This is a genomic window from Brucella daejeonensis (assembly GCF_014199265.1).
Classification (GTDB): domain Bacteria; phylum Pseudomonadota; class Alphaproteobacteria; order Rhizobiales; family Rhizobiaceae; genus Brucella; species Brucella daejeonensis.
Genome location: NZ_JACIJG010000008.1, coordinates 103,944 through 126,423, shown reverse-complemented (window position 1 = coordinate 126,423; position 22,480 = coordinate 103,944). Strand labels below are relative to the sequence as shown.

The following is a 22,480-nucleotide window of genomic DNA, read 5'->3' as shown; positions in this document are numbered from 1 at the left end:
CGAAAACGGGAACCGTTTCGGGCTGACATGCGCAACCGAAAAGAACAGGACGCGCCCATGCCGAAACGTACAGATATCAAATCGATCCTGATCATCGGTGCGGGCCCCATTGTCATCGGTCAGGCTTGCGAGTTCGACTATTCGGGCACGCAGGCCTGCAAGGCGTTGAAGGAGGAAGGCTACCGCATCATCCTCGTCAATTCCAACCCGGCCACGATCATGACCGACCCCGATCTGGCGGATGCGACCTATATCGAGCCGATCACGCCGGAAGTCGTGGCCAAGATCATCGCCAAGGAACGCCCGGACGCGCTGCTGCCGACCATGGGCGGTCAGACCGCGCTCAACACCGCGCTGTCGCTGCGCCGCATGGGCGTTCTGGAACGTTATAACGTCGAGATGATCGGCGCCAATGCGGAAGCCATCGACAAGGCCGAGGACCGCGCGCTGTTCCGCGAAGCCATGGCGAAGATCGGCCTCGACACGCCCGGCTCGATGCTGGCGAATGCGACCGAGATCAAGGACGAGGATCGCAAGCGTCATGAGGCGCGCCGGGCCGAGGTCAAGGCGCAGTATGCGGGCGACGAACTGGACAAGGCGCTCGACAAGCTGGAAACCGAATGGCAGCTCGGTGAAGTCGAACGCAAGCAGCGTTATATGAGCCATGCGCTCGCCAAGGCCGCGCAGGCGCTCGATGTCGTCGGCCTGCCCGCCATCATCCGTCCGAGCTTCACGCTCGGTGGCACCGGCGGCGGCATTGCCTATAACCGTCAGGAATTCTTCGAGATCATCGAGCGCGGTCTGGATGCTTCGCCGACGACCGAAGTGCTCATCGAAGAATCGGTTCTGGGCTGGAAGGAATATGAAATGGAAGTCGTCCGCGATCATGCGGACAACTGCATCATCATCTGCTCGATTGAAAACCTCGATCCGATGGGCGTGCATACGGGCGATTCGATCACGGTTGCGCCTGCGCTGACCCTGACCGACAAGGAATACCAGATCATGCGCAACGCCTCGATTGCGGTGCTGCGCGAGATCGGCGTCGAAACCGGCGGCTCCAACGTTCAGTTCGCGATCAACCCGGCCAATGGCCGCATGATCGTGATTGAAATGAACCCGCGCGTTTCGCGCTCTTCCGCTCTGGCTTCCAAGGCGACCGGCTTCCCGATCGCCAAGGTCGCGGCGAAACTGGCCGTTGGCTATACGCTCGACGAACTGGACAACGACATCACCGGCGGCGCGACGCCTGCCTCGTTCGAACCGTCGATCGATTATGTCGTCACCAAGATCCCGCGCTTTGCCTTTGAAAAATTCCCCGGCTCCTCGCCGATCCTGACCACTGCCATGAAGTCGGTGGGCGAAGTGATGGCCATCGGCCGCACCTTCCAGGAATCCTTGCAGAAGGCGCTTCGCGGCCTGGAAACCGGCCTGACCGGCCTCGACGAAATCGCTATTCCCAACATCGAGGAAGGCGACGAGAAGAATGCCATTCGCGCCGCCATCGGCACCCCGACGCCGGACCGCCTGCGCATGGTGGCTCAGGCCATGCGCCTGGGCCTGACCGTGGAACAGGTGCACGACGCCTCGAAGATCGATCCATGGTTCCTCGAACAGATCGAAGCCATCGTGAGAACGGAAGAGCGCATTCGCGAACACGGCCTGCCGCAGGATGCGGAGAACCTGCGCATGTTGAAGGCCATGGGCTTCTCGGACGCCCGCCTCGCCAGCCTGACGGGCAAGGACGCCGAAGACGTGGCCCGACTGCGTGCCGATCTCGACGTTCACCCGGTCTACAAGCGCATCGACACCTGCGCCGCCGAATTCGCCTCGCCGACCGCCTATATGTATTCGACCTACGAAACGCCTTTCGTCGGCCAGCTGCGTTCGGAGGCGCAGGTGTCTGATCGCAAGAAGGTCGTCATTCTCGGCGGCGGTCCGAACCGTATCGGTCAGGGCATCGAGTTCGATTATTGCTGCTGCCATGCGGCCTTCGCGCTCGGTGACGCCGATTACGAAGCCATCATGATCAACTGCAACCCGGAAACGGTTTCGACCGATTACGACACCTCCGACCGTCTTTATTTCGAGCCGCTGACGGCGGAAGACGTGATGGAAATCCTGCGCATCGAGCAGGAAAAAGGCACGCTCCACGGTGTGATCGTGCAGTTTGGCGGCCAGACCCCGCTCAAGCTCGCCAATGCACTGGAAAAGGCAGGCATTCCGATCCTCGGCACTTCGCCGGACGCCATCGACCTTGCCGAAGACCGCGACCGCTTCCAGAAGCTTCTCATCAAGCTCGACCTCAATCAGCCAAAGAACGGCATCGCCTATTCGGTCGAACAGGCGCGCCTGATCGCATCCGATCTCGGCTTCCCGCTGGTCGTGCGTCCGTCCTACGTTCTGGGTGGCCGCGCCATGCAGATCATCCATGACGAGCGGGGCTTGCAGAACTATCTGCTCGACACGGTGCCGGAACTGGTGCCGGAAGACATCAAGGCCAAGTACCCGAACGACAAGACCGGCCAGATCAACACGCTGCTCGGCAAGAATCCGCTTCTTTTCGATACCTATCTGACCGAGGCAATCGAAGTGGACGTGGACTGCCTGTGCGATGGCAGGGAAAGCCTCGTCGCTGGCATCATGGAGCATATCGAGGAAGCCGGCATCCATTCGGGCGATAGCGCCTGCTCTCTGCCGGTCCACACGCTCTCGCCGGAGATCGTCGCCGAACTCGAACGCCAGACGGCGGCACTCGCCAAGGCGCTCAATGTCGGTGGCCTGATGAACGTGCAGTTCGCCATCAAGGACGGTGAAATCTTCATCCTCGAAGTCAATCCGCGCGCTTCGCGTACGGTTCCTTTCGTCGCCAAGACAGTCGGTACGCCGATTGCCAAGGTCGCAGCCCGCGTCATGGCAGGCGAAAGCCTCGAAGCAGCACTCGGCGCTTATGGCGGCAAGCCGAAGGCTCCGGCGCGTCCGCACATCGCGGTCAAGGAAGCCGTATTCCCGTTCGCCCGCTTCCCCGGTGTCGATACATTGCTCGGACCGGAAATGCGCTCGACCGGCGAAGTCATGGGCCTCGACTACGATTATGCGCTGGCCTTCGCCAAGGCACAGCTCGGCGCGGGCGTGGAACTGCCGCGTGAAGGCACGGTGTTCGTGTCGGTGCGCGACGAGGACAAGGAACGCGTGCTCGGCGCCGTCCGCAGGCTGGCGGAAATCGGCTTCAGGGTCATGGCGACCGGCGGCACGCAGAAATTCCTCGAAGCCAACGGCGTCGAGGCGACCAAGGTCAACAAGGTCATCGAAGGCCGTCCGCATGTCGAGGACGCGATCCGCAACCGCCAGATTCATCTGGTCTTCAACACGACCGACAGCGCCAGCGCGGTTTCGGACAGCAAGTCGATCCGCCGCGCGACCCTGATGCAGAAACTGCCTTACTACACCACCATGGCAGGTGCCGAAGCCGCCGCCGAAGCCATTGCGGCGCTCAAGGCCGGATCGCTGGAAGTGCGTCCGCTTCAGGACTATTTCCGCTGATCGTCGTATCCGTATGAACAGATTGAAGCCGCCGGACATTCCGGCGGCTTTTTTCATGCCGTCTTCAGCGCGGGCAGTTCCAGCGGCTTGTGGTTTGGATCGTCTTCCAGCTGGACCTGCTGGGTAAAAAGTCCTTCATGCAGATGCGGCTTGCCCAGATGGACGATGGCGGCGTCTTTCAGTTCACCGTTCAGCATATCGCGTATCCGCTCATAAGCCTCGGCATCGAGGCCGTCGAGCGCACCGTCGATGACGATCCATTTCGGCTGTTGCAGAATGAGACGCGCGAAGGCGAGGCATTGCCTTTCGTCATCCGTCAGGGCGCGATCCCAGCGCGCAACACGGTCGAGGCTTGCCGAAAGCCGCCCCAATCCGGCCCGTTGCAGGAGATTTTCCAGCGCCTCGTCGGAAAACTTCTTTATATCGAGCGGATAGGCGATCATGCTCTTGAGGTTCCCCGGTGGGAAATAGGGCGCACGCGGCATGAAGGCGACGCCGTCGCCCGCCGGCATCCCGATCCGGCCCTCGCCCCACTGCCATAGCCCGCCCAGCGCCCGGAACAACAGGGTTCTCTGCGTCTCGGTCCCGCCGGTGACAAGCACACGCTCTCCAGCCTTCACCGCAAACGTCCTTCGCGAAAGCTTCAGGCACTGTTCCGGCGTCGCGATGGAAACGCCATCCAGCGTGAGCGCCTCGTCATCGTTGACGGCAAGGTCGATCTGCCGGTCGAGACGGCCGAGTTCGTCCATATGCAGCACGGCCTGACGGAAGCTCGCCACGCGCAGCAGCGTTGCGCGCCAGTCGGCGATTGCGCCGAAATTATCGACAAACCAGCGCAACGAATTGTGCACCTGCGAAAACGCGCCGACCGCCATCATCAGCCCGCCGAATGTCAGCCCGCCGCCGAAATAGACCGGAGCCGCCACGAGGATGGGAGCGACGATGGTCAACCAGCCATAACCGGCGGTTACCCAGGTCAGCCGCGTCGTCGCATAGACGATCTTGCGAATTGCGGCCAGAACCGCGTCGATATCCAGATTGAGCCGCCGCTTCTCATCCGCCTCGCCGCGCGACAGCGTGATCGCGTCCAGATGTTCGTTCACCCGCATCAGGGACGCGCGGAAATCCGCCTCGCGCGCATAACGATTGGCGTTGATGTTGACGAGGCTCCGCCCGACGATCCAAGTCAGCCAGGATGCGGAAGCGGCATAGATGATGACCGCCCAGACCATATAGCCCGGTATCGAGAAACTGTAACCGGCGACATGGAACACGAAACCGCTCGACAGCGACCACAACACGCCGACGAAACTCACCAGAATCACGGTCGATTGAAGCAGGTTGATACCGAGATCGCACGACATCTCGGCAAAATGGCGCGCATCTTCATGCAGGCGCTGGTCGGGATTGATGCCGATTTCGCCCGCATTGGCCAGACGGAACGCCCTACCCGGCGCCAGCCATTGCCCGACGAGGTCGCGCGCCAACCCCTCGCGCATCTTCAGCTTGAACATCTGGTTGAGCCAGGTCTGCGACACATTGAGCACGAGCAGGCTACCCGCAATGCTGAAGAAAACCATCAACTGGTGGAAGAACGCCTGCATATCCCGCCGGGCGAGCGCATCGTAGAACGGCTCATTCCAGCGATTGATGGCGACCTGCCCGATGGCGATCAGGACGATGAGGGCAAAAATGCCGAAGCCAAGCGCAAGCAGCCTGTTGCGCACCGGAGAAACCAGAAACGCCCCGACCATCATCGAGACCTGCGAGAAAAGATCGGTGCCGTCACGGCCGGGTGTGCCGCCAAGCAGCTTTGCCGAACCTTTGCGCCAGCGCTCACCGACGCCGCGCCTGGGTTTCCTGCGACGGCGCTCGTTTTTCGATGCGCTCTGCTTCGTCTTGTCCTGTTCCGGTCCGGGCGTCATATCCTGCCTCGCTGCCGTCGCTGCGAATCCTCCGCTCCATCCGCGGATATTCCAGAAACATGCTCAATATCTACGTCTCGCGGAAGTCAAGGAAAGGAGATCATCACGCTTTTCGCAAAGGCGAATTGGTCGCCCCATCGATAAAGCCCTTATGCGCGCAATGTCGGGCGACGGATACCGGGAGCAAGGGCAACACATTGATATTAGTGAAATTTAACGATCAGAAGTTGTATCGCCGACAATGGCAGGAACTTCAAATCCACCCGGTGAGCCGTCTTGTATTGGTCAAATTTGTCGCATATACTTATAGCATCGATTTTTCGGTCGAGTGACTTTGCGACCCGTACGGCCCGCCGTGCTTCCTGACGATCTCCTGTCCATAAATTCGATTCACGGGAACGTGTGCGAAGCATACGGACTTAAGATTACTTTGTTACAAAGGACATTCCCATGGCTACGGGAACAGTTAAATGGTTCAACACGACCAAGGGCTTCGGCTTCATCCAGCCTGATCAGGGCGGCACGGACGTTTTCGTCCACATCTCTGCCGTTCAGCGCGCTGGCCTGACCACGCTCGACGAAGGTCAGAAGGTCTCCTACGAGATCGTGCAGGACCGTCGTTCCGGCCGTTCGTCTGCAGACAATCTCGTCGCAGCCTGATCGTCAGAATAAAACGGAAAAGGCGGGTCCCCGGACCCGCCTTTTTTGTTGGCCTGTCTTCCATTCCATATCACTAGAGCCTGAATCAAAAAGCGGCATGCTGGAACAGGCTCTCAGGCTTTTGCCAGCACGCTCGCCCCCAGAATAAGGGCCGCGACCAGCGAGGCGACGGTGCGGACATGGTTCCATATGGTCCAGTCGCGCACATAAGCGAGCCAGCCTTCCGCCGACGTAGCGGCATTGGCGTCCATCACCGCAAGCTGGTTGTTCAGCGGCACGTTCAGGGCCATCGTGACGCCGATACTGCCGACAAGATAGACGGCGGCGCCGATCATCGCCCATCTGGACAGGCCGCCAAAACCCATCAGACCCAACACGATAATTGCCAGACACAATAATCCGGTCCCGAAAAAGGCGGCAAAGAACGTGCCGTTGATGACGGTGATATTGATCGATTGCATCGCCGTTATGCCTGCATTGGCCGGTATGCGTGCCAGCGCCGCCATCACGAAACTTGAAAAGGCATAGAAGATTCCGCCCGTTATGGCGCTTCCCCATGCCGTCAGCAGAACAAGCAGTTGGAAACTCGTCGTCATGATTGTTTCTCCCATATGCCGCTTCGCATGAACCATGCAGCATGGCCGCCACAATGCACGTCTTGGGTGCAGGCATAAAGATCAATATCGCCCGTTCAATCGGTTTGCTCATGGCGATAGGTCAGCAATGCTGATGGATTTGATCGATTCAGCAACACATTTTTGCGAAATCCCGCAATTGCCGATGAAATCTCAAACCGCCTGTTGCGCTTCCTGCGCCGATGCGACATAGAAAATGCGCAAAATCGGACCGTGCCCGGTGCCGGTTAACAGAGCCTGCCATCTATGGAGATCTATCATGGCATTTCTCGCCGACGCCCTTTCCCGTGTAAAGCCTTCCGCGACCATCGCCGTCAGCCAGAAAGCACGCGAACTGAAAGCCAAAGGCAAGGACGTGATCGGTCTTGGTGCAGGTGAACCCGATTTCGATACGCCCGACAATATCAAGAAGGCGGCAATCGAAGCGATCAATCGCGGCGAAACGAAATACACGCCCGTTGCCGGCATACCTGAACTGCGTCAGGCCATTGTCGCCAAGTTCAAGCGCGAAAACGGCCTCGACTACAAGCCGGAACAGGTTATCGTCGGCACCGGCGGCAAGCAGATCCTGTTCAACGCCTTCATGGCGACGCTGAACCCCGGCGATGAAGTCATCGTGCCCGCCCCCTACTGGGTCAGCTACCCGGAAATGGTTGCGATCAATGGCGGCAACCCGGTTTTCGTCAACACGAAGATCGAGGACAATTTCAAGCTGACCGCCGCCGATCTGGAAAAGGCGATTACGCCGAAGACCAAGTGGCTCATCTTCAACTCGCCCTCCAACCCGACAGGCGCCGCCTATACGGAAAGCGAATTGAAGGCGCTGACCGACGTTCTCGTGCGTCATCCGCATGTCTGGATCCTGACCGACGATATGTACGAGCATCTGGTCTATGGCGACTTCGTCTTCACCACGCCCGCACAGGTCGAGCCGTCACTCTATGACCGTACGCTGACCATGAACGGCGTCTCCAAGGCCTATGCCATGACCGGCTGGCGCATCGGCTACGCGGCCGGTCCGCTCCAGCTCATCAAGGCCATGGACATGGTGCAGGGCCAGCAGACCTCCGGTGCCTGCTCCATCGCACAGTGGGCGGCAGTCGAAGCGCTCAACGGCCCGCAGGATTTCATCGGCAAGAACAAGGCGATTTTCCAGGGCCGTCGCGATCTGGTTGTCTCCATGCTCAATCAGGCGACCGGCATCGAGTGCCCGACCCCGGAAGGCGCGTTCTACGTCTACCCGTCCTGCGCGGCGCTGATCGGCAAGAAGACGGAAGCCGGCAAGGTCATCGAGACGGACGAAGATTTCGTCACCGAACTGCTGGAAGCCGAAGGCGTGGCCGTGGTTCACGGCTCGGCATTCGGTCTTGGACCGAATTTCCGCATCTCCTACGCAACCTCGGAAGCCCTTCTGGAAGAAGCCTGCACGCGCATCCAGCGCTTCTGCGCCAGCCTGCGCTGATCATCCAAACAATCTGACTATTCAAGGGGCCGAAAGGCCCCTTTTTCATATCCCCGGACGATGGTGAAAGGCGTAAAGCCAAAAAAAAAGCCAGACAAATGTCTGGCTTTGAGTTTTGAAGGTGCCTTTGAGGCAAACCTCCAGAGGGGAACACTCAGCCTGCGCAAATGGGAGGAGGAAACGCAGCGCTGAGATGATCTTTATATGCCCTGTGCCCATTCTTTTTGCAATGCAACTTTAGCGCAATGCAGCCATGCATTTTACGCATGACTCAATTCGACAAAAAAGTACTTCAAAAAACAAAGAGTTATAGAAATCCGCTCTGCATTAGAACTCCATTACATATAAAAAAGCTGCCCAAACTGCGGGCACATGAACCGAAGCACTGCCTCCAGAAACGGCAAATCACTCCTCGCTGAGTCGCCATCGCAGATGTCATGCGACTGTCATTGCAGTGCAGTCGGCCTGTCACAGAACGAGCCTAAAAGCCCCCGCGAGACCGCCCGTGCAAAAGCGCCCGGCGGCAGCGCAGTCGTGAAAAGTCGCTGCGACAGATGCAAACTATCCGAGAAGGAGCGTCCCCGTGCGGATCGTTCAGATTACCGATACCCATCTCAGCCCCATCAAGCCGCACTTCAACCGCAACTGGGAACCGCTCGTCGCCTGGATTGACCAGCAGCGACCCGACCTCATCATCCATACCGGCGACCTGTCGGTCGATGGCGCCGACGTGGAGGCCGACCTTCTGTTTTGTCAGGCTTGCCTGAACGATCTTCCCGCGCGTGTTCTCAGCCTTCCGGGCAATCACGATATCGGGCACCTTCCCGAAAGCCACCAGCCGGTCAATCCGCAGCGCCTGATGCGCTGGCGTCGCCATTTCGGCCCTGATCGCTGGGCGGAAAATTTCGGCGACTGGCGCATCATCGGCCTCAACAGCCTCGTCATCGGCGCGGGCGACGCAGAAGAGGCCGAACAGTTCGTCTGGCTTGAAGAAGAACTGAAGAACAGCGATGGCAAGCCGGTCGCCGTTTTCGCGCACAAGCCGGTTTTCGTGGACGACCCGGATGAAGGCGACAGCGGCTATTGGGGCATCCGCCCTGCCCCGCGCCAGCGTCTCTACGATCTCTTCGCGCAATATAACGTCCAGCTTCACGCCAGCGGCCATCTTCATCGCGCATGGTCGGGCGAAGCTTTCGGCACAAATTATGTCTGGGCGCCCGCCGCCGCCTTCATCGTCGGCCCGATGGAACGCGACCTGCCCGGCGAACGCATTCTGGGGGCGGTCGTCCACGATCTGGACGAAGTCGCCACCAGCCGCATCGTGCGCATTGACGACCTGACCCCTCATGTCATCGATGACGTGGTGCACGAGGTCTATCCGCATCACAGCGGCGACGGCGAGAAGGTAGCCGAGGAGACAAGCCAGTGAGCACGCTCGTCATCCGCGATATCGGCAAATCCTATGGCAGCAACCGCATTCTGGACGGCATATCCATCGAAGCGGCGGAGGGTGAATTCATCGCCCTTGTCGGGCCGTCGGGCTGCGGCAAGAGCACATTGCTGCGCATCCTCGCCGGTCTCGACCATGCCGATGAGGGGAGCGTCGAGCTTGCCGGGCGCGACATAACCGGCGCGCATCCCGCCGACCGCAACATCGCCATGGTGTTCCAATCCTACGCGCTCTATCCCCATCTGACGGCGGCACAGAACATCGCCGTGCCGCTCGCCATGCGCGACCTCGCCACCGTGGAGCGCCTGCCGCTGATCGGTCGTTTTATGCCCGGTCAGCGCAGCAAACGCGCTGCCATCCAGCAACAGGTCAAGGCAACCGCAACCAGCCTCAGGATCGACCATCTCCTCGACCGCAAGCCGGGCCAGATGTCGGGCGGCCAGCGCCAGCGCGTGGCGCTCGCCCGCGCGCTCGTGCGCCAGCCCGGCGCATTCCTGATGGATGAGCCTCTGTCCAACCTCGATGCCAATCTGCGCGTTCACACACGTGCCGAAATCGTCGATCTGCACCGCCGCGCCGGGGTGCCGACCATCTATGTGACGCACGATCAGGCCGAAGCGCTCAGCATGGCCGACCGTGTTGCGGTGATGATGGGCGGCAAACTGCTCCAGATCGACACACCGACCGCCATCTATAACGATCCGCGCCATATCGAGGTCGCACAGTTCATCGGCACACCGCGCATCAATATTCTGGACGCGCTGGTCAGCGATAACGGCGTGGTGCATTTTGCTGGCCGCGCCATCCTGCAGGACGTTGCCGCCCATTCCGGCGCCCAGATCCGCATCGGCATCCGCCCCGAACATTTCCAGTTCAGGCCGCATGACAAATCCGGCATTTCCGGGACCGTTTCGCGGATCGAGTTTCTCGGTTCCGAAGTCCTGGTCTATCTCAAGGCGCCCGGCGCCTCGCAGGATCTGACCGTAAAGCTCGACCCCGCGCAGGCCCGCGACATCGGCATCGGAATGCCGGTCGGACTGCATTTCGATGCGGGCGACGCCTATCTCTTCGGTGAAGACGGCCTGCGTCTGCGTCAGCCCGCCGGAAACATCGTCAAGACCGCATCGCCGGCAAAGGCATCCGCTCATGTCTGACATCACCCTATCCGGTATCCCCGCCGCCGGCGCGCGCTCCGCCGCCGACGAAGCCCGGCGCCGTGAGGAGCGGCTTGCATGGAAACTCGCCGCCCCGGCAATCATCCTGACGGTGCTGCTGATCCTTCTTCCCACGGCGGCGGTCATCTTCTGGAGCCTGACGAATTTCGAACTCGGCTATGACGGCTTCGAATTCATCGGACTGGAAAACTATGCCGAACTGTTCAGCGACCGCACGTTCCTCGTCTCGCTTAAGAACACGGCTCTCTATACGGCAATCGTCGCGCCCGCTTCCGTCTTTCTCGGTCTGGGTGTCGCGCTTCTCATCGAAAGCGAAGTGCGCGGAAAATCCTTCTTCCGCACGGTCTATTTCCTGCCCGTCGCCTCGCTTCTGGTCGCCATGGCAACCGTCTGGCAATATCTGCTGCATCCCACCCTCGGCCCTGTCAACGCAATGCTCGGCATGGTCGGCATCGCCGGTCCGAACTGGCTTGGCTCCAGCGATACGGTGCTGTTCAGCCTCGCGCTCATCGGCGTATGGCAGAGCGTCGGCTTCAACATGGTGCTGTTTCTGGCCGGTCTCACCGCCATCCCGCGCGAGCTTTATTCCGCTGCCGAAGTGGACGGGGTGAAGAGTAGCTGGGAGCGTTTCCGCTTGGTCACATGGCCCCTGCTCGGCCCGACCACGCTTTTCGTCACGACGATCAGCATCATCAATGCGGTCAAGGTCTTCGAAACGGTCAAGACGCTGACCGAGGGCGGTCCGAACAAGGCCTCCGAGGTTCTGCTCTGGACCATCTATCAGGAAGGCTTCGTCTATCTGCGCGTCGGCTACGCCTCGGCCATGACCGTGATCTTTCTCGCGGTTCTCGTGGTCCTGATGATGTTGCAGTTCCGCGTGCTGGACCGCCGCACCCACTATTGAGGAAACCGGTATGTCTTTCGCCCGTTCGTTCCGTCTCGGCCTCCTCTCGCTGGGAGCGCTCATTTTCCTAGCACCCTATATCTTCATGCTTTCCACGGCGGCAAAGTCGCAGCAGGACATTTTCTCGTCCTCCCTGTCGCTGATACCGCGAAACTGGGCGCTCTGGGACAATCTCGCCAAGGCCCTGACCCGTGTTCCGATGGGGCTTCTGCTGTTCAATGGCGTCGTCGTCTGCGCGCTCGTCCTCGTCGTGCAGGTGGTGATCGCCATCCCCTGCGCCTATGCCATGGCGAAGCTGAAATTTCGCGGCCAGCGCACAATGATGATGATGGTCATGCTCGGCCTTCTGGTGCCGATCCACGCCACGGCGCTGCCCTTCTATGTCGGCTTCAACCGGCTCGGTGTGCTCAACAGCTATTTTGCGCTCGGCGCGCCCTTCTTCATCTCGGTTTTCGGCATATTTCTGTTTCTCCAGTTCTTCCGCGCCATGCCCGATGATCTCATCAGCGCGGCGCGCCTCGACGGCATGTCGGAAGCCGGTATCGTCACGCGGGTGATCGTTCCCAATGCATGGCCCGCCATCACCGCCTTCTCGATCTTTTCGGTCGTCGCGCACTGGAACGACCTGTTCTGGCCGCTGATCGTCATCAACGGCATGGAGCGCGCCACGCCCCCGCTGGGCCTGCTCTATTTCCGCGCCGCGGAAGCAGGCGACGATTACGGCGCGCTGATGGCTGCGACCCTGATCATCACCCTGCCGCTGCTGCTGGCATTTCTGGCCGCGCAGCGCCGCTTCATCGAAGGCATCACCCTCACCGGCCTCAAGGGCTGACTTTTCACCTCGTCCATACTCAGGAGTAACTCATGAAACGCCTCAAAAGCGCCCTCGCCGCCCTTGCGGTCGCAACCGGCCTCGGCTCGCCTGCCTTTGCCGACACGACGCTGAACGTGCATTATCCGATGCCCGGCTTCTTCAAGGATGTCATGGCCGACATCTCGAAGAAGTTCGAGGAAGAGAACCCGGACATCAAGATCAACTTCGTCAGCCCTTCGGCCACTTACGAAGAAGGCATCCAGACGATCATGCGTCAGGCCGGCACGTCGGAAATGCCGGACATCACCTTCACCGGCCTCAACCGTCTGCGCGTACTTGCCGAGCGCAATATCGGCGTGGACATGAAGCCGCTGGTCGAAAAAGAAACCGATATGGAAGCCCAGGGCTTCACCGATCACCTTCTGAGCCTCGCCCGCGTCGGCGACCGTCAGGTTGGTCTTGCTTTCGCGACTTCCAACCCGATCATGTATTACAATGCCGATCTGGTGCGCGCGGCTGGCGGCAATCCCGATACGCCGCCCACGACCTGGGACGAAGTGATCGCGCTTGGCGGCAAGATCAAAGCGCTCGGCGACGGCAATGAAGGCATAGACTTCCGCTGGCAGGGCGACGACTGGATGTTCTCCGCGCTTCTGTTCGGCGCTGGCGGCACCATGCTGTCCGAAGATGAAAAGAAGGTCGCCTTCGACGGGCCGGAAGGGCTCGAAGCCTTCAAGATGGTTGACCGCATGGTGAAGGAAGGCGGTATGCCGGTCCTGACCAAGGCCGCGGGCGAACAGGCTTTCGCCGCCGGCAAGGTCGGCTTCGAGTTCCAGACGACCGGCGCGCTGCGCAACACGATCAAGAATGTCGGTGACAAATTCGATCTGCGAACGGCGAAAATCCCGCTCATCAACTCTGAAAAAGGCCATCTGCCGACCGGCGGCAATGCCGTCGTGATCCTGACCGAAGACCGGTCCAAGCTCGATGCGGCCTGGAAATTCGCCAAGTTTGCCGCCGGTCCCTACGGCGCTTCCGTCGTCGTTCCCGGCACCGGCTATGTGCCCAACAACGAACTGGCCGCGAAGTCGGACGACTATCTGGGCAAGTTCTACGAGGAAAATCCGCTCTTCAAGGCAGGCCTCAGCCAGATGGACCGGATGATCCCGTGGTACGCCTTCCCCGGCTCGAACGGCGTCAAGGTCACGCAGACCATCGTGGATAATCTGTCCCGCGTGGTCGAGCAGTCCGCAACGCCGGAAGATGCTCTCGCCGATGCCGCGAAGGAAGTCCAGCGCCTGCTGCCGCGCAAGTAACAGCCGACGCCCTCGCCCTGAGGTGCGGGACGGCCCTACGATAAAGGCCGCGCTGGCAATCAGCGCGGCCTTTTCACAAACTGCAAGATACGATCAATAGGACCAGTTGCGCGCCTTGGAGAACAGGAAGTCGCGGAAGGCATGCAATTTCGCGGAATTCTTCAAAGCTTCCGGGTAGCAGAAGAACGTATCGAAGGAAGGGATTTCCTCCAGTTCAGGCAGAAGCTGCACCAGACCGGCTTCCTTGTCCGCCATATAATCGGGCAGGACGGCAATGCCGACACCGCGCTGCACGGCACGGCGGACGGAGAGAAGATTGTTCACCTGCAACACCGGTATCCGCGAACTGCCATCGGTGCGTCCGGCGCTTTCCAGCCAGTTCAGCCCGGTCAGATAGCTCGGCGCAGGCTCGCCGAAGGTCACGATGCGATGCTGGTCGATCTCGTCGACCGAGTTCAGCTTGCCATATTTCGACACGTAACCCGCCGACGCATAGACATGCATGTGGACGGTGAACAGGCGGCGCTGGATGAGGTCGGGTTGCTGCGGCTGGCGCAGCCGCACCGCGCAGTCCGCGTGCCGCATGGTCAGGTCCAGTTCCTCATTGTCGAGAATGAGCTGGAGCTGGATGTCGGGATAAAGCTCGACGAATTCCTGAATACGCTCGACCAGCCAGCCGGAACCGAGGCCGACCGTCGTCGTCACGCGAAGGCGCCCCGTCGGCTTTTCCTTGCTCTCGGCAAGCTTCGACCGGACACTTTCGAGCTTCATCAGCACATCGTGCGCGGTGCGGTACAGGGTCTCGCCCTGTTCCGTCAGGATCAGTCCGCGGGCATGACGATGAAACAGCGGCACACCAACATCCTGTTCCAGCGCGCTCACCTGACGCGAAATGGCCGATTGCGACAGATGCAGTGTCTGGGCTGCGTGGGTAAACGAACCTGCTTCAGCCGCGGCATGAAATATGCGCAGTTTATCCCAGTCGAGCGGTGCGACCACGGTTTTCCCCTCTCGTTACTCCGCAGCTTCGTGCAGCGGTTCCTGTGCGGCAAGCCAGCGTTCGGCCTCAAGAGCCGCCATGCAACCCAGACCGGCGGCAGTCACGGCCTGCCGGTAGATATCGTCCGTAACGTCGCCTGCGGCAAAGATGCCCGGAACGTCGGTCGCCGTCGAATCGGGCGCGGTCCAGAGATAGCCATTCGGCTTCTGCTTGAGTTTGCCCTCGAACAGGGAGACCGCCGGTGCGTGACCGATGGCGACGAAAACGCCATGCGTGTCGAGTTCCTGCGTTTCGCCGGTCACGACATTTTTCAGGCGCACGCCGGTTACGGTCGCCCCCATCGGCGGCTTTGCCTCGGTGCCGAGAATTTCATCGATGACGCTGTCCCAGACCACGGAGACATTCTGCCGGGAAAGAAGACGGTCCTGCATGATCTTTTCCGCGCGGAAAGCGTCGCGGCGGTGCACGATCGTCACGCTCTTTGCGATATGCGAGAGGTAAAGCGCTTCTTCCACGGCCGTATTGCCGCCGCCGACCACAACCACGTCCTTGCCGCGATAGAAGAAACCGTCGCAGGTTGCGCAGGCCGAAACGCCGCCGCCCATGAAGGTCTGCTCGCTGTCGAGACCGAGCCACTTGGCCTGCGCGCCGGTGGCGATGATCAGTGCATCGCAGGTATAGACGGTTCCCGAATCACCCGTCAGGCGAAACGGGCGCGAAGTCGTTTCAACCCCGGTGATGATGTCATGCACGATCTCGGCGCCGACATTCTGCGCCTGCGCCGCCATCTGTTCCATCATCCACGGCCCCTGCACCGGATCGGCATAGCCCGGATAGTTTTCGACATCCGTGGTGATCATCAGCTGGCCGCCCTGTTGCAGACCGGCAATGACCAGCGGTTTCAGCATGGCGCGGGCGGCGTAAATCGCCGCCGTATAACCAGCAGGACCAGAGCCGATGACGATGACTGGCGCGTGACGCTGTGACATGAAGTTTCTCTCCGGTCCTTTAATCGATTCAAAGCCGCGGAATTCTGGCTCGAAAGAATCGCCTGCGCGCTCTGTTTCACCAATGCCACGGATACTCTGGCCAAGGTAGGTCTGCCCCCGAATGTTTGCAAGGTTTGTCAGGTATCGGCGGCGCTTTAGCCACAGCTTGTGCCCCCGGATGTTGCAAGGGCGTTGCGCGCGACCCGATCTCGCGCCCAAAGCCTTCCTCGAAGCTGGCCGGACGCGCGAGGCCCGTTACGGTGCATATTCTGTTCACACGGGCGTTTTGGGTGCTCCGGCGCGGCATCAGACGGTTTACATTCGCCTGCTTCATTTGATATGAGCACGAATAGATTGCGCCACGACGGCGACGAATGTTCTATAATTACCCCTGAATGAAATTTCCTTGCGCGCGGAGTTATACATGCCGATCAAGGCTGACCTGGATGAAATCGATTGGAAAATCCTTCGGGAACTCCAGAACAACGGGCGCATCACCAATGTCGAACTGGCCGAGCGCGTCGGCATATCGGCCCCGCCGTGCCTGCGCCGGGTGCGCAAACTTGAGGAAAACGGCGTTATTCGCGGCTATCGCGCCATTCTCAACGGCAATGCGCTGGGGCAGGACCTGGTGGCATTCTGCTCGGTCGGCCTGCACCGTCAGGCGGACGCCGATCTGAAGGCTTTTGCCGAAAAGACCAAGCAATGGCCGCTGGTACGCCGCGCCTGGATGGTTTCGGGCGAATCCGACTTCCTGCTCCATTGCGTCGCGCGCGACCTCAACACGTTCCAGACCTTCGTGATCGAGGAACTGACGGCCGCCCCGAACGTGGATTCGGTCCGTACCGCGCTCACCATCCGTCCGGTCAAGGACGAACCGCTGATGATCCTCTGAAAATTACCTGCCCGCAAAAACCCGCTCGTAGACGCCGCTGATCGCATCCGCCTCCTTTTCGAGCGGAAAAGCGGCGCGAACATGAGCGAGCGCGTTTTCACCCTCGCGCCCGGCAAAGGCCGGGTCCGCCAGATAGGGTTCGATGGCTTTGCGCAGCGCTTCGCCGTCTCCGGCCGGGACCGACCGCCCCGTGCCGTCCACGATCATCTCGGCATAAGCGCCCGCATCGCTGGCGACGACCGCCGTGCGCGACGCCATGGCTTCGAGCGGCGTTAGTCCGAAGCCCTCGTTGCGCGACGGCGCAACATAAAGCGTCAGGCGGCGATACCAGACGCGGATGTCCGGCACCTCTCCGAGAATGAGAATGCGGTCCTGCAAGCCGGCGGCGGCGATCCGGGTCTTCAGCCCGTCTTCGAAAGACTGGTGCTCTGCGGTCGTGCGCCCCGCGACGATGGCGGTCCATTCCGGATATTCCGGCAGGAGCGCGATCATCGCATCGACGAAAAGGTCCGTGCCCTTGGAATCGCGTACCCGGCCGAAACAGCCGACGGCATACTGCCCCGGCAGGCCGGAAGCGGCATAACCGTCCTCTTCCGCGACAGGCGGATGAAACCTCTGCAGGTCCACGCCATGCATGATCACCTGATGCGGCACTTCGAGAAAACTTCCCGAGCGCCCGCTCGTGGCGATCACCGCATTCATGCGGCGGATCAGCCATTTGGTGAAAGGCTTGTGATGACGCTGCGCGGCCGACGTGAAGATCAGCCGCAGTTTCATCCGCATGACGTCGCGCAGGAAAATACCGGCAAGCATTTCGATATTGCGCCGGGCGTGCCAGATGCGGAACGGTTTTGTCTTCGGCTTCGACCAGAAAGACAGCAGCGCACCCCATCCGAGATGCGGAAGCGTGTCGGGCAGGCCCGGCCCCACCGTGGCGATGTTCAGTCCCTTCGCGCGTTGCAGCGGGATCAGTTGAACGATCGTCGATGTAACGCCTGAAAGGCGGCGCTTGAAATTGGGCGCCACCACTTCGACGTCCTGAACCGGAACCTGTCTGGAGGATGTCACGGAAATCAGACGAATTTCAGTGCGACGATTTCATAGGAGCGCGAACCGCCGGGCGCATTGACTTCGATCGTGTCGCCTTCGCCCTTGCCGATCAGCGCGCGGGCGATCGGGGACGAAATGGAAATGCGGCCTTGTTTCACATCGGCTTCCTGGTCGCCGACGATCTGGTAGATTTTCTCTTCTTCCGTATCTTCGTCGATCATCGTGACCGTCGCGCCGAACTTGATCCTGTCGCCGGTCAGCTTCGAAACGTCGATCACCTCGGCGCGCGCGACCAGATCTTCCAGTTCGTTGATACGGCCTTCATTGAGGCTCTGGGCTTCTTTCGCGGCGTGATATTCGGCATTTTCCGACAGATCGCCATGCGCGCGCGCCTCAGCGATTGCCTCGATGATCCGAGGACGCTCCGACTGCTGACGCCAGCGCAGCTCTTCCTTGAGCTTTTCGAAACCGCCAGGGGTCATAGGGAACTTTTCCATACCCAGTCCTTTCCTTCGCCCGGCGCTCGCCTCACCCGGAGGCCAGCCGCGCCGGCAGTTTGGTTTGCCCGCCTCACCTCGCGCGATGCTTGGATTGTGCGAGGCGCTTTTCGAAGGCGACACGGCCCTCGAGACACAAAAAGAAAACGGTCACCGAAGCATCCGCCTCGGAACCGTTCGAATAACCCTTCATGGAACTATAGCATTTCCGTAACGTATTTCACTCGGAAAAATTAAGGCCTGTTGAGAATTGGAGTTCGGGCGCGGCACGCTCCAGACCCTGAACGGCGATTGGCCCTGGCTCTCAACGTCGCACGATGGAATGGCCTCTTGCCGCTTTCCGGCAATATTGACTATAGATTTTCAGGCATTTCCCGCAAAGACGCACTGCAAAACGAGGCAATGATGACCCGCGTACAGGCCAACCTACTGCTCCTTCTGGCGGGCGTCATCTGGGGCATGGGCTTCGTGGCGCAGTCCACCGCCATGGCCAGCATCGGCCCGTTTCTGTTCATTGGCGTCCGTTCCGCCATCGCCTCCCTTACGGTCCTGCCCTGGGCCGTTGCCGAAGGGCGTCAGGCCTCCAGCCGCCTCCGCCGGTCGGATTATCTCTATTTCATGGTGATCGGTCTCGCGCTGTTTACCGGGCTGGCGCTCCAGCAGATCGGCCTCATCACCACATCCGTCACCAATGCAGGTTTTCTGACGGGGCTTTACGTGGTGATGGTGCCGGTCATCGGCATCGTCCTGTTCCGCAACTGGCCGCATCCGGTGGTGTGGCCAAGCGCGGCGGCATGTCTGGCGGGGATATTCCTGCTTTCGGGCGGCGCCCTGACCGCGCTCAGGCAGGGCGACTGGCTCGTCATCGGCGGCGCGGTCTTCTGGGCCTTGCAGGTCGTCCTGATCGGCCGGGCCAACCGCGCCGGACGTCCCGTCACGCTGAGCTGCGTCCAGTTCGCCACAAGCGCCGCCGCCGGTCTCCTCATCGCTTCCATGGTCGAGGATTTCAACTGGAGCGCCATCACGCTCACCTGGAAGGAAATCCTGTTCACAGGCGTCTTTTCGTCCGGCATCGCCTTCACGCTACAGGCCATCGGGCAGCGTTACACCACCTCGGCGCAGGCCGCGATCTTCCTGTCTTCGGAAGCGCTTTTTGCCGCGCTTTTCGGCGCGATCTTCCTTGGCGACCGCCTCACCTTCACCGGATTTGTCGGTTGCAGCCTGCTTTTCACCGCCATGCTTGCGGTCGAGCTGGTTCCCATGTTCTGGAAGCCCAGGCCCGGAATGGAGCGGGTGGCTGAGGCGATGGAGTAGGCTTTCAGCCCTTGAAGATCAGTGCCGCGCCTCCTGCGATCAGGGCAAAGCCCAGCAGGTGATGCCAGGTGAAGGCTTCCTTGAGATAGAACACCGAGAACAGGCTGAAGATCACCAGCGTGACGACTTCCTGCATGGTCTTGAGCTGCGCCGCCGAATAGACCGCGTGTCCGATGCGATTGGCCGGGACGGCCATGCAATATTCGATCAGCGCAATGCCCCAACTGATGAAAATAATCATCACCAGCGGCGTGTTGGTGAATTTCAGATGCCCGTACCAGGCAAAGGTCATGAAGACGTTGGAGCCGATGAGAAGCAGGATCGGCAGGACGCTTGGTGAAATCAGTGCTGACATGGAAGCGACTTTGGGGACCGGGAGGATGGCGCTGTCGGCGGCCTGGCCCTCAGCCGCTGCAAGCGACATAGAACAAAGGCGGGATTTTGCCAATTCTGTAATTGGGCCTTCGCATCAGTCCGCATCCGCGCCCTTTGATTCAGGCTCTCACCGCCGCCTCCATTGTGCCACAGTCCTTAACCGGGCCACTGACTCTTCCTTTACGCTTGGCCGCTAATATGCCGGAAAACCGTCAATTCCGCCGGTCTGGCCCCCCTGAAGAAGAGGCATGGGCATGAGTTTCAAAGCCTGTTCCAAAAATCGCCCCGCCCGCGCCGGAAAACACCCTCGGCGCCTGTCGCGCCTCGCGCCGTCCCTGTTGTTGCTGGCGCTTCTGTCCGGCTGCTCCGGCGAGCGCGCGCCGCGCCCGCAGGCCGATGTCGGCAGTTCGGACATCATGGTTCCGAGCGCGCCCGTCGCGCAGGTTGCAAGCGCCCCGGCCGCGCCGGAGGAAGACCGCATCGTCGGTCTTGCCGAGGAGGAGGAAAACCACGTCGCGCAATCCCTGCCGCGCAGCCAGCCTCGATATTCGGAGGATTACGGTTTCGCGGCCCCGGTCCAGAACCCCGTGACCGCGGCTGAAAACATCTACGCCATGTCCAATTCGGAAGCCGCCTGCCGAACCCGCCTCAAGCGGCTCGGCGTCGTCTTCACGGAAAAACCGGCGATCTATCGCAGCAGCTCCTGCCACATCGAAAATCCGATCGAGGTATCCGGCTTCAACAGCGGCTCCATCGCCTTCAAACCGGCGGCAACGCTCAACTGTCAGGTGACGGAAACCTTCGCCCGCTGGATCAAGGGCGATCTCCAGCCCGCCGCGCGCCTGCGCTATCTCTCCGGCGTGAACACGATCTACAATGCGGGCGGCTATTCCTGCCGCACGATGAACAATCGTCGCGGCGCGAAAATGTCGGAACATTCACGCGGCAACGCCATCGACGTCACCCGTATCGTTCTCAACAACGGCAAGGATATAACGGTTCGCAGGCCCGGCTTCTTCGCCTTTCGCGAAAAGGGCCTGCTGAACACGGTGCGATCCGACGCCTGCGGCTATTTCACGACGGTGCTCGGCCCCGGCTATAACCGCGAACATGCCGACCACTTCCATTTCGACCTGATGCAAAGACGCAGCGGCTACCGCGCCTGCAAATAAGCCCGGCGGGAGCCGGGCCTGAAAGCGGTTTTCACTCTTCCGGCACCGGCGTCGGCTTGCCCTCGTCATCCAGCGCCACCATGACGAATTCGCCATGGGTAACGAGGTCCATCTGCTGGGTCAGATAGCGCTGCGCCCACGCCTCGACGCGCAAGGTGATGGAGCTGCGGCCCACACGCGTGATCTCCGTATAGACGCAAAGCGCATCGCCGATCTTCACTGGCTTGGCAAAAGACATTTCCCGGACCGCCGCCGTAACCACGCGGCCCCTGGCGCGCTCCGCGGCGCGAATGCCGGAAGCGGAGTCCATCTGCGCCATAACCCAGCCGCCGAAAATATCGAATGCCGCATTCGCGTCCTTCGGCATGGCCGGCACGCGCAATGTCAGCATACCCTTCGGCGTACCATCGCTACTCATCGACATGGGTTCCTTCAACGTTTGAGTGTCTGACTTCAAAACCGGCAGGCACCGGAACAGACACGAGAGAGTCGCTTCGGAGTATGTAACAGGCTCGCGGCGATGAAAAGAGCTTGTCCTTCGATCCTGGATCGCTAGTCATTTACGAAACTTTGCTTGAGACCTATTAATCATAACAACATCGCGCAAATAAATTTGAAGAAATACGGACAAACCCATGATATTCATGCATCGAGGTCGATGTAACTGGGGTCAACATAATGCGGAATATAATTAAATCAGCAGTTGCTACATTAGCAATTCTATTTGCAACGAATGCCGAAGCGGCAAATGCCATCGTAACAACGACGGTAAACCTGCGTTCCGGGCCGGGAACCCAATATGGAAGCCTGGGCAGCATTCCCAATGGCGTCGGCGTTTCAGTCGCCGGCTGCTCGGATGGCTACGGTTGGTGTCAGGTCAGCTATGGCGGATTGTCCGGCTGGGCTTCCTCGCGCTATATCGCGATCCAGACAACCGGCGGCGCGTACACGAACGACGACAATTTCGGCTCCACCGCCGCCTCTGTCGGCATACCGCTGATCGCGGGCATGGCCATCGGTGCGGCCGTCGCCAATAGCGGACCCCGTTATTACGACCGCTACGATCGGGGTGGCTGGGGCCGTGGTCCGACCGTCATCAACAATGGCTGCATCGGTCGCAATTGCCGATCCTATCGCCGGGGACCGGGCCCGCGCTGGAACGACCACCCGGATTTCCATCGTCCAAACAACTTCCGTCGCGACCACAGGCTTGTGCGCGAGCGCCGCTGACGCGCCACCCTCCTGACAGCCTCCTGTCAGGAGGAACATCACAGAGACACGACAGCGCGCCGGATTTCCACGGC

Annotated in this window: 20 protein-coding genes; 12 read left to right on the top strand and 8 right to left on the bottom strand. The window is 60.5% G+C overall.

Going from position 1 to position 22,480, the window contains the following annotated elements:
* The first annotated feature begins 57 nt into the window (after positions 1–57).
* Positions 58–3,543 carry a carbamoyl-phosphate synthase large subunit gene (carB, locus tag FHS76_RS12190; RefSeq protein WP_183652734.1) on the top strand — a complete coding sequence of 1,162 codons (3,486 nt, stop codon included), beginning with the start codon at positions 58–60 and terminating at the stop codon, positions 3,541–3,543.
* Positions 3,544–3,596: 53 nt separating this feature from the next.
* On the opposite strand, the gene FHS76_RS12185 is transcribed toward carB, so the two are convergent.
* Entirely contained in the window at positions 3,597–5,468 is a 1,872-nt protein-coding gene (locus FHS76_RS12185; protein WP_183652721.1) for an ABC transporter ATP-binding protein/permease, read from the bottom strand.
* 450 nt (positions 5,469–5,918) lie between these two features.
* Here FHS76_RS12185 and FHS76_RS12180 point away from each other — a divergent pair, with 450 nt between their 5' ends.
* Entirely contained in the window at positions 5,919–6,128 is a 210-nt protein-coding gene (locus FHS76_RS12180) for a cold-shock protein (RefSeq protein ID WP_004684049.1), read from the top strand.
* Positions 6,129–6,241: 113 nt separating this feature from the next.
* Here FHS76_RS12180 and FHS76_RS12175 read toward each other — a convergent pair whose 3' ends face one another.
* On the bottom strand, positions 6,242–6,724 hold the full coding sequence (locus FHS76_RS12175; RefSeq protein WP_183652718.1) for an anthrone oxygenase family protein: 483 nt from the start codon (positions 6,722–6,724) through the stop codon (positions 6,242–6,244).
* 298 nt (positions 6,725–7,022) lie between these two features.
* Between FHS76_RS12175 and FHS76_RS12170 the strand changes: the two genes are divergently transcribed.
* From FHS76_RS12170 to FHS76_RS12145, 6 genes are all read left to right on the top strand, one after another.
* Entirely contained in the window at positions 7,023–8,225 is a 1,203-nt protein-coding gene (locus FHS76_RS12170; RefSeq protein ID WP_183652715.1) for a pyridoxal phosphate-dependent aminotransferase, read from the top strand.
* A gap of 583 nt (positions 8,226–8,808) precedes the next feature.
* Entirely contained in the window at positions 8,809–9,654 is an 846-nt protein-coding gene (locus tag FHS76_RS12165) for a metallophosphoesterase family protein (RefSeq protein WP_183652711.1), read from the top strand.
* Positions 9,651–10,829 carry an ABC transporter ATP-binding protein gene (locus FHS76_RS12160; RefSeq protein ID WP_183652708.1) on the top strand — a complete coding sequence of 393 codons (1,179 nt, stop codon included), beginning with the start codon at positions 9,651–9,653 and terminating at the stop codon, positions 10,827–10,829. Before FHS76_RS12165 ends, FHS76_RS12160 begins: the two co-directional genes overlap by 4 nt.
* Positions 10,822–11,754 (top strand): carbohydrate ABC transporter permease, encoded by a 933-nt coding sequence (locus tag FHS76_RS12155; RefSeq protein WP_183652705.1) that lies wholly within the window; start codon positions 10,822–10,824, stop codon positions 11,752–11,754. The genes FHS76_RS12160 and FHS76_RS12155 overlap by 8 nt, the downstream gene beginning before the upstream one ends.
* 10 nt (positions 11,755–11,764) lie before the next feature.
* Complete coding sequence (locus FHS76_RS12150) at positions 11,765–12,586, top strand: carbohydrate ABC transporter permease (RefSeq protein WP_183652702.1); 822 nt, start codon at positions 11,765–11,767, stop codon at positions 12,584–12,586.
* 32 nt (positions 12,587–12,618) lie between these two features.
* Positions 12,619–13,884, top strand: a complete 1,266-nt coding sequence (locus tag FHS76_RS12145; RefSeq protein WP_183652699.1) for an ABC transporter substrate-binding protein — start codon at positions 12,619–12,621, stop codon at positions 13,882–13,884.
* A gap of 93 nt (positions 13,885–13,977) precedes the next feature.
* Here the strand turns inward: FHS76_RS12145 and FHS76_RS12140 are convergent, their stop codons facing one another.
* Together FHS76_RS12140 and trxB are read right to left on the bottom strand one after the other, a co-directional pair.
* A complete protein-coding gene (locus tag FHS76_RS12140; protein ID WP_183652696.1) occupies positions 13,978–14,883 on the bottom strand; it encodes a LysR family transcriptional regulator in 906 nt (301 codons plus the stop codon).
* Between the two features lie 15 nt (positions 14,884–14,898).
* A complete protein-coding gene (gene trxB, locus FHS76_RS12135) occupies positions 14,899–15,873 on the bottom strand; it encodes a thioredoxin-disulfide reductase (RefSeq protein ID WP_183652693.1) in 975 nt (324 codons plus the stop codon).
* 424 nt (positions 15,874–16,297) lie between these two features.
* Between trxB and FHS76_RS12130 the strand changes: the two genes are divergently transcribed.
* On the top strand, positions 16,298–16,768 hold the full coding sequence (locus FHS76_RS12130) for an Lrp/AsnC family transcriptional regulator (protein ID WP_183652690.1): 471 nt from the start codon (positions 16,298–16,300) through the stop codon (positions 16,766–16,768).
* A 3-nt stretch (positions 16,769–16,771) separates the two neighbouring features.
* Here FHS76_RS12130 and FHS76_RS12125 read toward each other — a convergent pair whose 3' ends face one another.
* Positions 16,772–17,836 carry a glycosyltransferase family 4 protein gene (locus FHS76_RS12125; protein WP_183652687.1) on the bottom strand — a complete coding sequence of 355 codons (1,065 nt, stop codon included), beginning with the start codon at positions 17,834–17,836 and terminating at the stop codon, positions 16,772–16,774.
* Positions 17,837–17,841: 5 nt separating this feature from the next.
* Positions 17,842–18,315 carry a transcription elongation factor GreA gene (greA, locus tag FHS76_RS12120; RefSeq protein ID WP_183652684.1) on the bottom strand — a complete coding sequence of 158 codons (474 nt, stop codon included), beginning with the start codon at positions 18,313–18,315 and terminating at the stop codon, positions 17,842–17,844.
* Positions 18,316–18,720: 405 nt separating this feature from the next.
* Between greA and FHS76_RS12115 the strand changes: the two genes are divergently transcribed.
* Entirely contained in the window at positions 18,721–19,629 is a 909-nt protein-coding gene (locus FHS76_RS12115; protein WP_183652681.1) for a DMT family transporter, read from the top strand.
* A 4-nt stretch (positions 19,630–19,633) separates the two neighbouring features.
* Here FHS76_RS12115 and FHS76_RS12110 read toward each other — a convergent pair whose 3' ends face one another.
* Positions 19,634–19,984 (bottom strand): DMT family protein, encoded by a 351-nt coding sequence (locus FHS76_RS12110; RefSeq protein WP_183652678.1) that lies wholly within the window; start codon positions 19,982–19,984, stop codon positions 19,634–19,636.
* Between the two features lie 274 nt (positions 19,985–20,258).
* On the opposite strand from FHS76_RS12110, the gene FHS76_RS12105 reads away from it, so the two are divergent.
* On the top strand, positions 20,259–21,176 hold the full coding sequence (locus tag FHS76_RS12105; protein WP_183652675.1) for an extensin-like domain-containing protein: 918 nt from the start codon (positions 20,259–20,261) through the stop codon (positions 21,174–21,176).
* 31 nt (positions 21,177–21,207) lie between these two features.
* Here the strand turns inward: FHS76_RS12105 and FHS76_RS12100 are convergent, their stop codons facing one another.
* A complete protein-coding gene (locus FHS76_RS12100) occupies positions 21,208–21,594 on the bottom strand; it encodes an acyl-CoA thioesterase (RefSeq protein ID WP_183652986.1) in 387 nt (128 codons plus the stop codon).
* Between the two features lie 260 nt (positions 21,595–21,854).
* Here FHS76_RS12100 and FHS76_RS12095 point away from each other — a divergent pair, with 260 nt between their 5' ends.
* On the top strand, positions 21,855–22,406 hold the full coding sequence (locus tag FHS76_RS12095) for an SH3 domain-containing protein (RefSeq protein WP_183652673.1): 552 nt from the start codon (positions 21,855–21,857) through the stop codon (positions 22,404–22,406).
* Positions 22,407–22,480 lie beyond the last annotated feature (74 nt).

Excerpts from the sequence above, each read along its gene's own strand:
- FHS76_RS12180 (WP_004684049.1), top strand. The coding sequence starts at position 5,919 with ATGGCTACGGGAACAGTTAAATGGTTCAACACGACCAAGGGCTTCGGC.
- FHS76_RS12100 (WP_183652986.1), bottom strand. The coding sequence starts at position 21,594 with ATGAGTAGCGATGGTACGCCGAAGGGTATGCTGACATTGCGCGTGCCG.
- FHS76_RS12150 (WP_183652702.1), top strand. The coding sequence starts at position 11,765 with ATGTCTTTCGCCCGTTCGTTCCGTCTCGGCCTCCTCTCGCTGGGAGCG.
- FHS76_RS12110 (WP_183652678.1), bottom strand. The coding sequence starts at position 19,984 with ATGTCAGCACTGATTTCACCAAGCGTCCTGCCGATCCTGCTTCTCATC.
- FHS76_RS12175 (WP_183652718.1), bottom strand. The coding sequence starts at position 6,724 with ATGACGACGAGTTTCCAACTGCTTGTTCTGCTGACGGCATGGGGAAGC.
- FHS76_RS12170 (WP_183652715.1), top strand. The coding sequence starts at position 7,023 with ATGGCATTTCTCGCCGACGCCCTTTCCCGTGTAAAGCCTTCCGCGACC.
- FHS76_RS12145 (WP_183652699.1), top strand. The coding sequence starts at position 12,619 with ATGAAACGCCTCAAAAGCGCCCTCGCCGCCCTTGCGGTCGCAACCGGC.
- greA (WP_183652684.1), bottom strand. The coding sequence starts at position 18,315 with ATGGAAAAGTTCCCTATGACCCCTGGCGGTTTCGAAAAGCTCAAGGAA.
- FHS76_RS12185 (WP_183652721.1), bottom strand. The coding sequence starts at position 5,468 with ATGACGCCCGGACCGGAACAGGACAAGACGAAGCAGAGCGCATCGAAA.
- FHS76_RS12105 (WP_183652675.1), top strand. The coding sequence starts at position 20,259 with ATGAGTTTCAAAGCCTGTTCCAAAAATCGCCCCGCCCGCGCCGGAAAA.
- FHS76_RS12115 (WP_183652681.1), top strand. The coding sequence starts at position 18,721 with ATGACCCGCGTACAGGCCAACCTACTGCTCCTTCTGGCGGGCGTCATC.
- FHS76_RS12155 (WP_183652705.1), top strand. The coding sequence starts at position 10,822 with ATGTCTGACATCACCCTATCCGGTATCCCCGCCGCCGGCGCGCGCTCC.
- FHS76_RS12095 (WP_183652673.1), top strand. The coding sequence starts at position 21,855 with ATGCGGAATATAATTAAATCAGCAGTTGCTACATTAGCAATTCTATTT.
- trxB (WP_183652693.1), bottom strand. The coding sequence starts at position 15,873 with ATGTCACAGCGTCACGCGCCAGTCATCGTCATCGGCTCTGGTCCTGCT.
- FHS76_RS12130 (WP_183652690.1), top strand. The coding sequence starts at position 16,298 with ATGCCGATCAAGGCTGACCTGGATGAAATCGATTGGAAAATCCTTCGG.
- carB (WP_183652734.1), top strand. The coding sequence starts at position 58 with ATGCCGAAACGTACAGATATCAAATCGATCCTGATCATCGGTGCGGGC.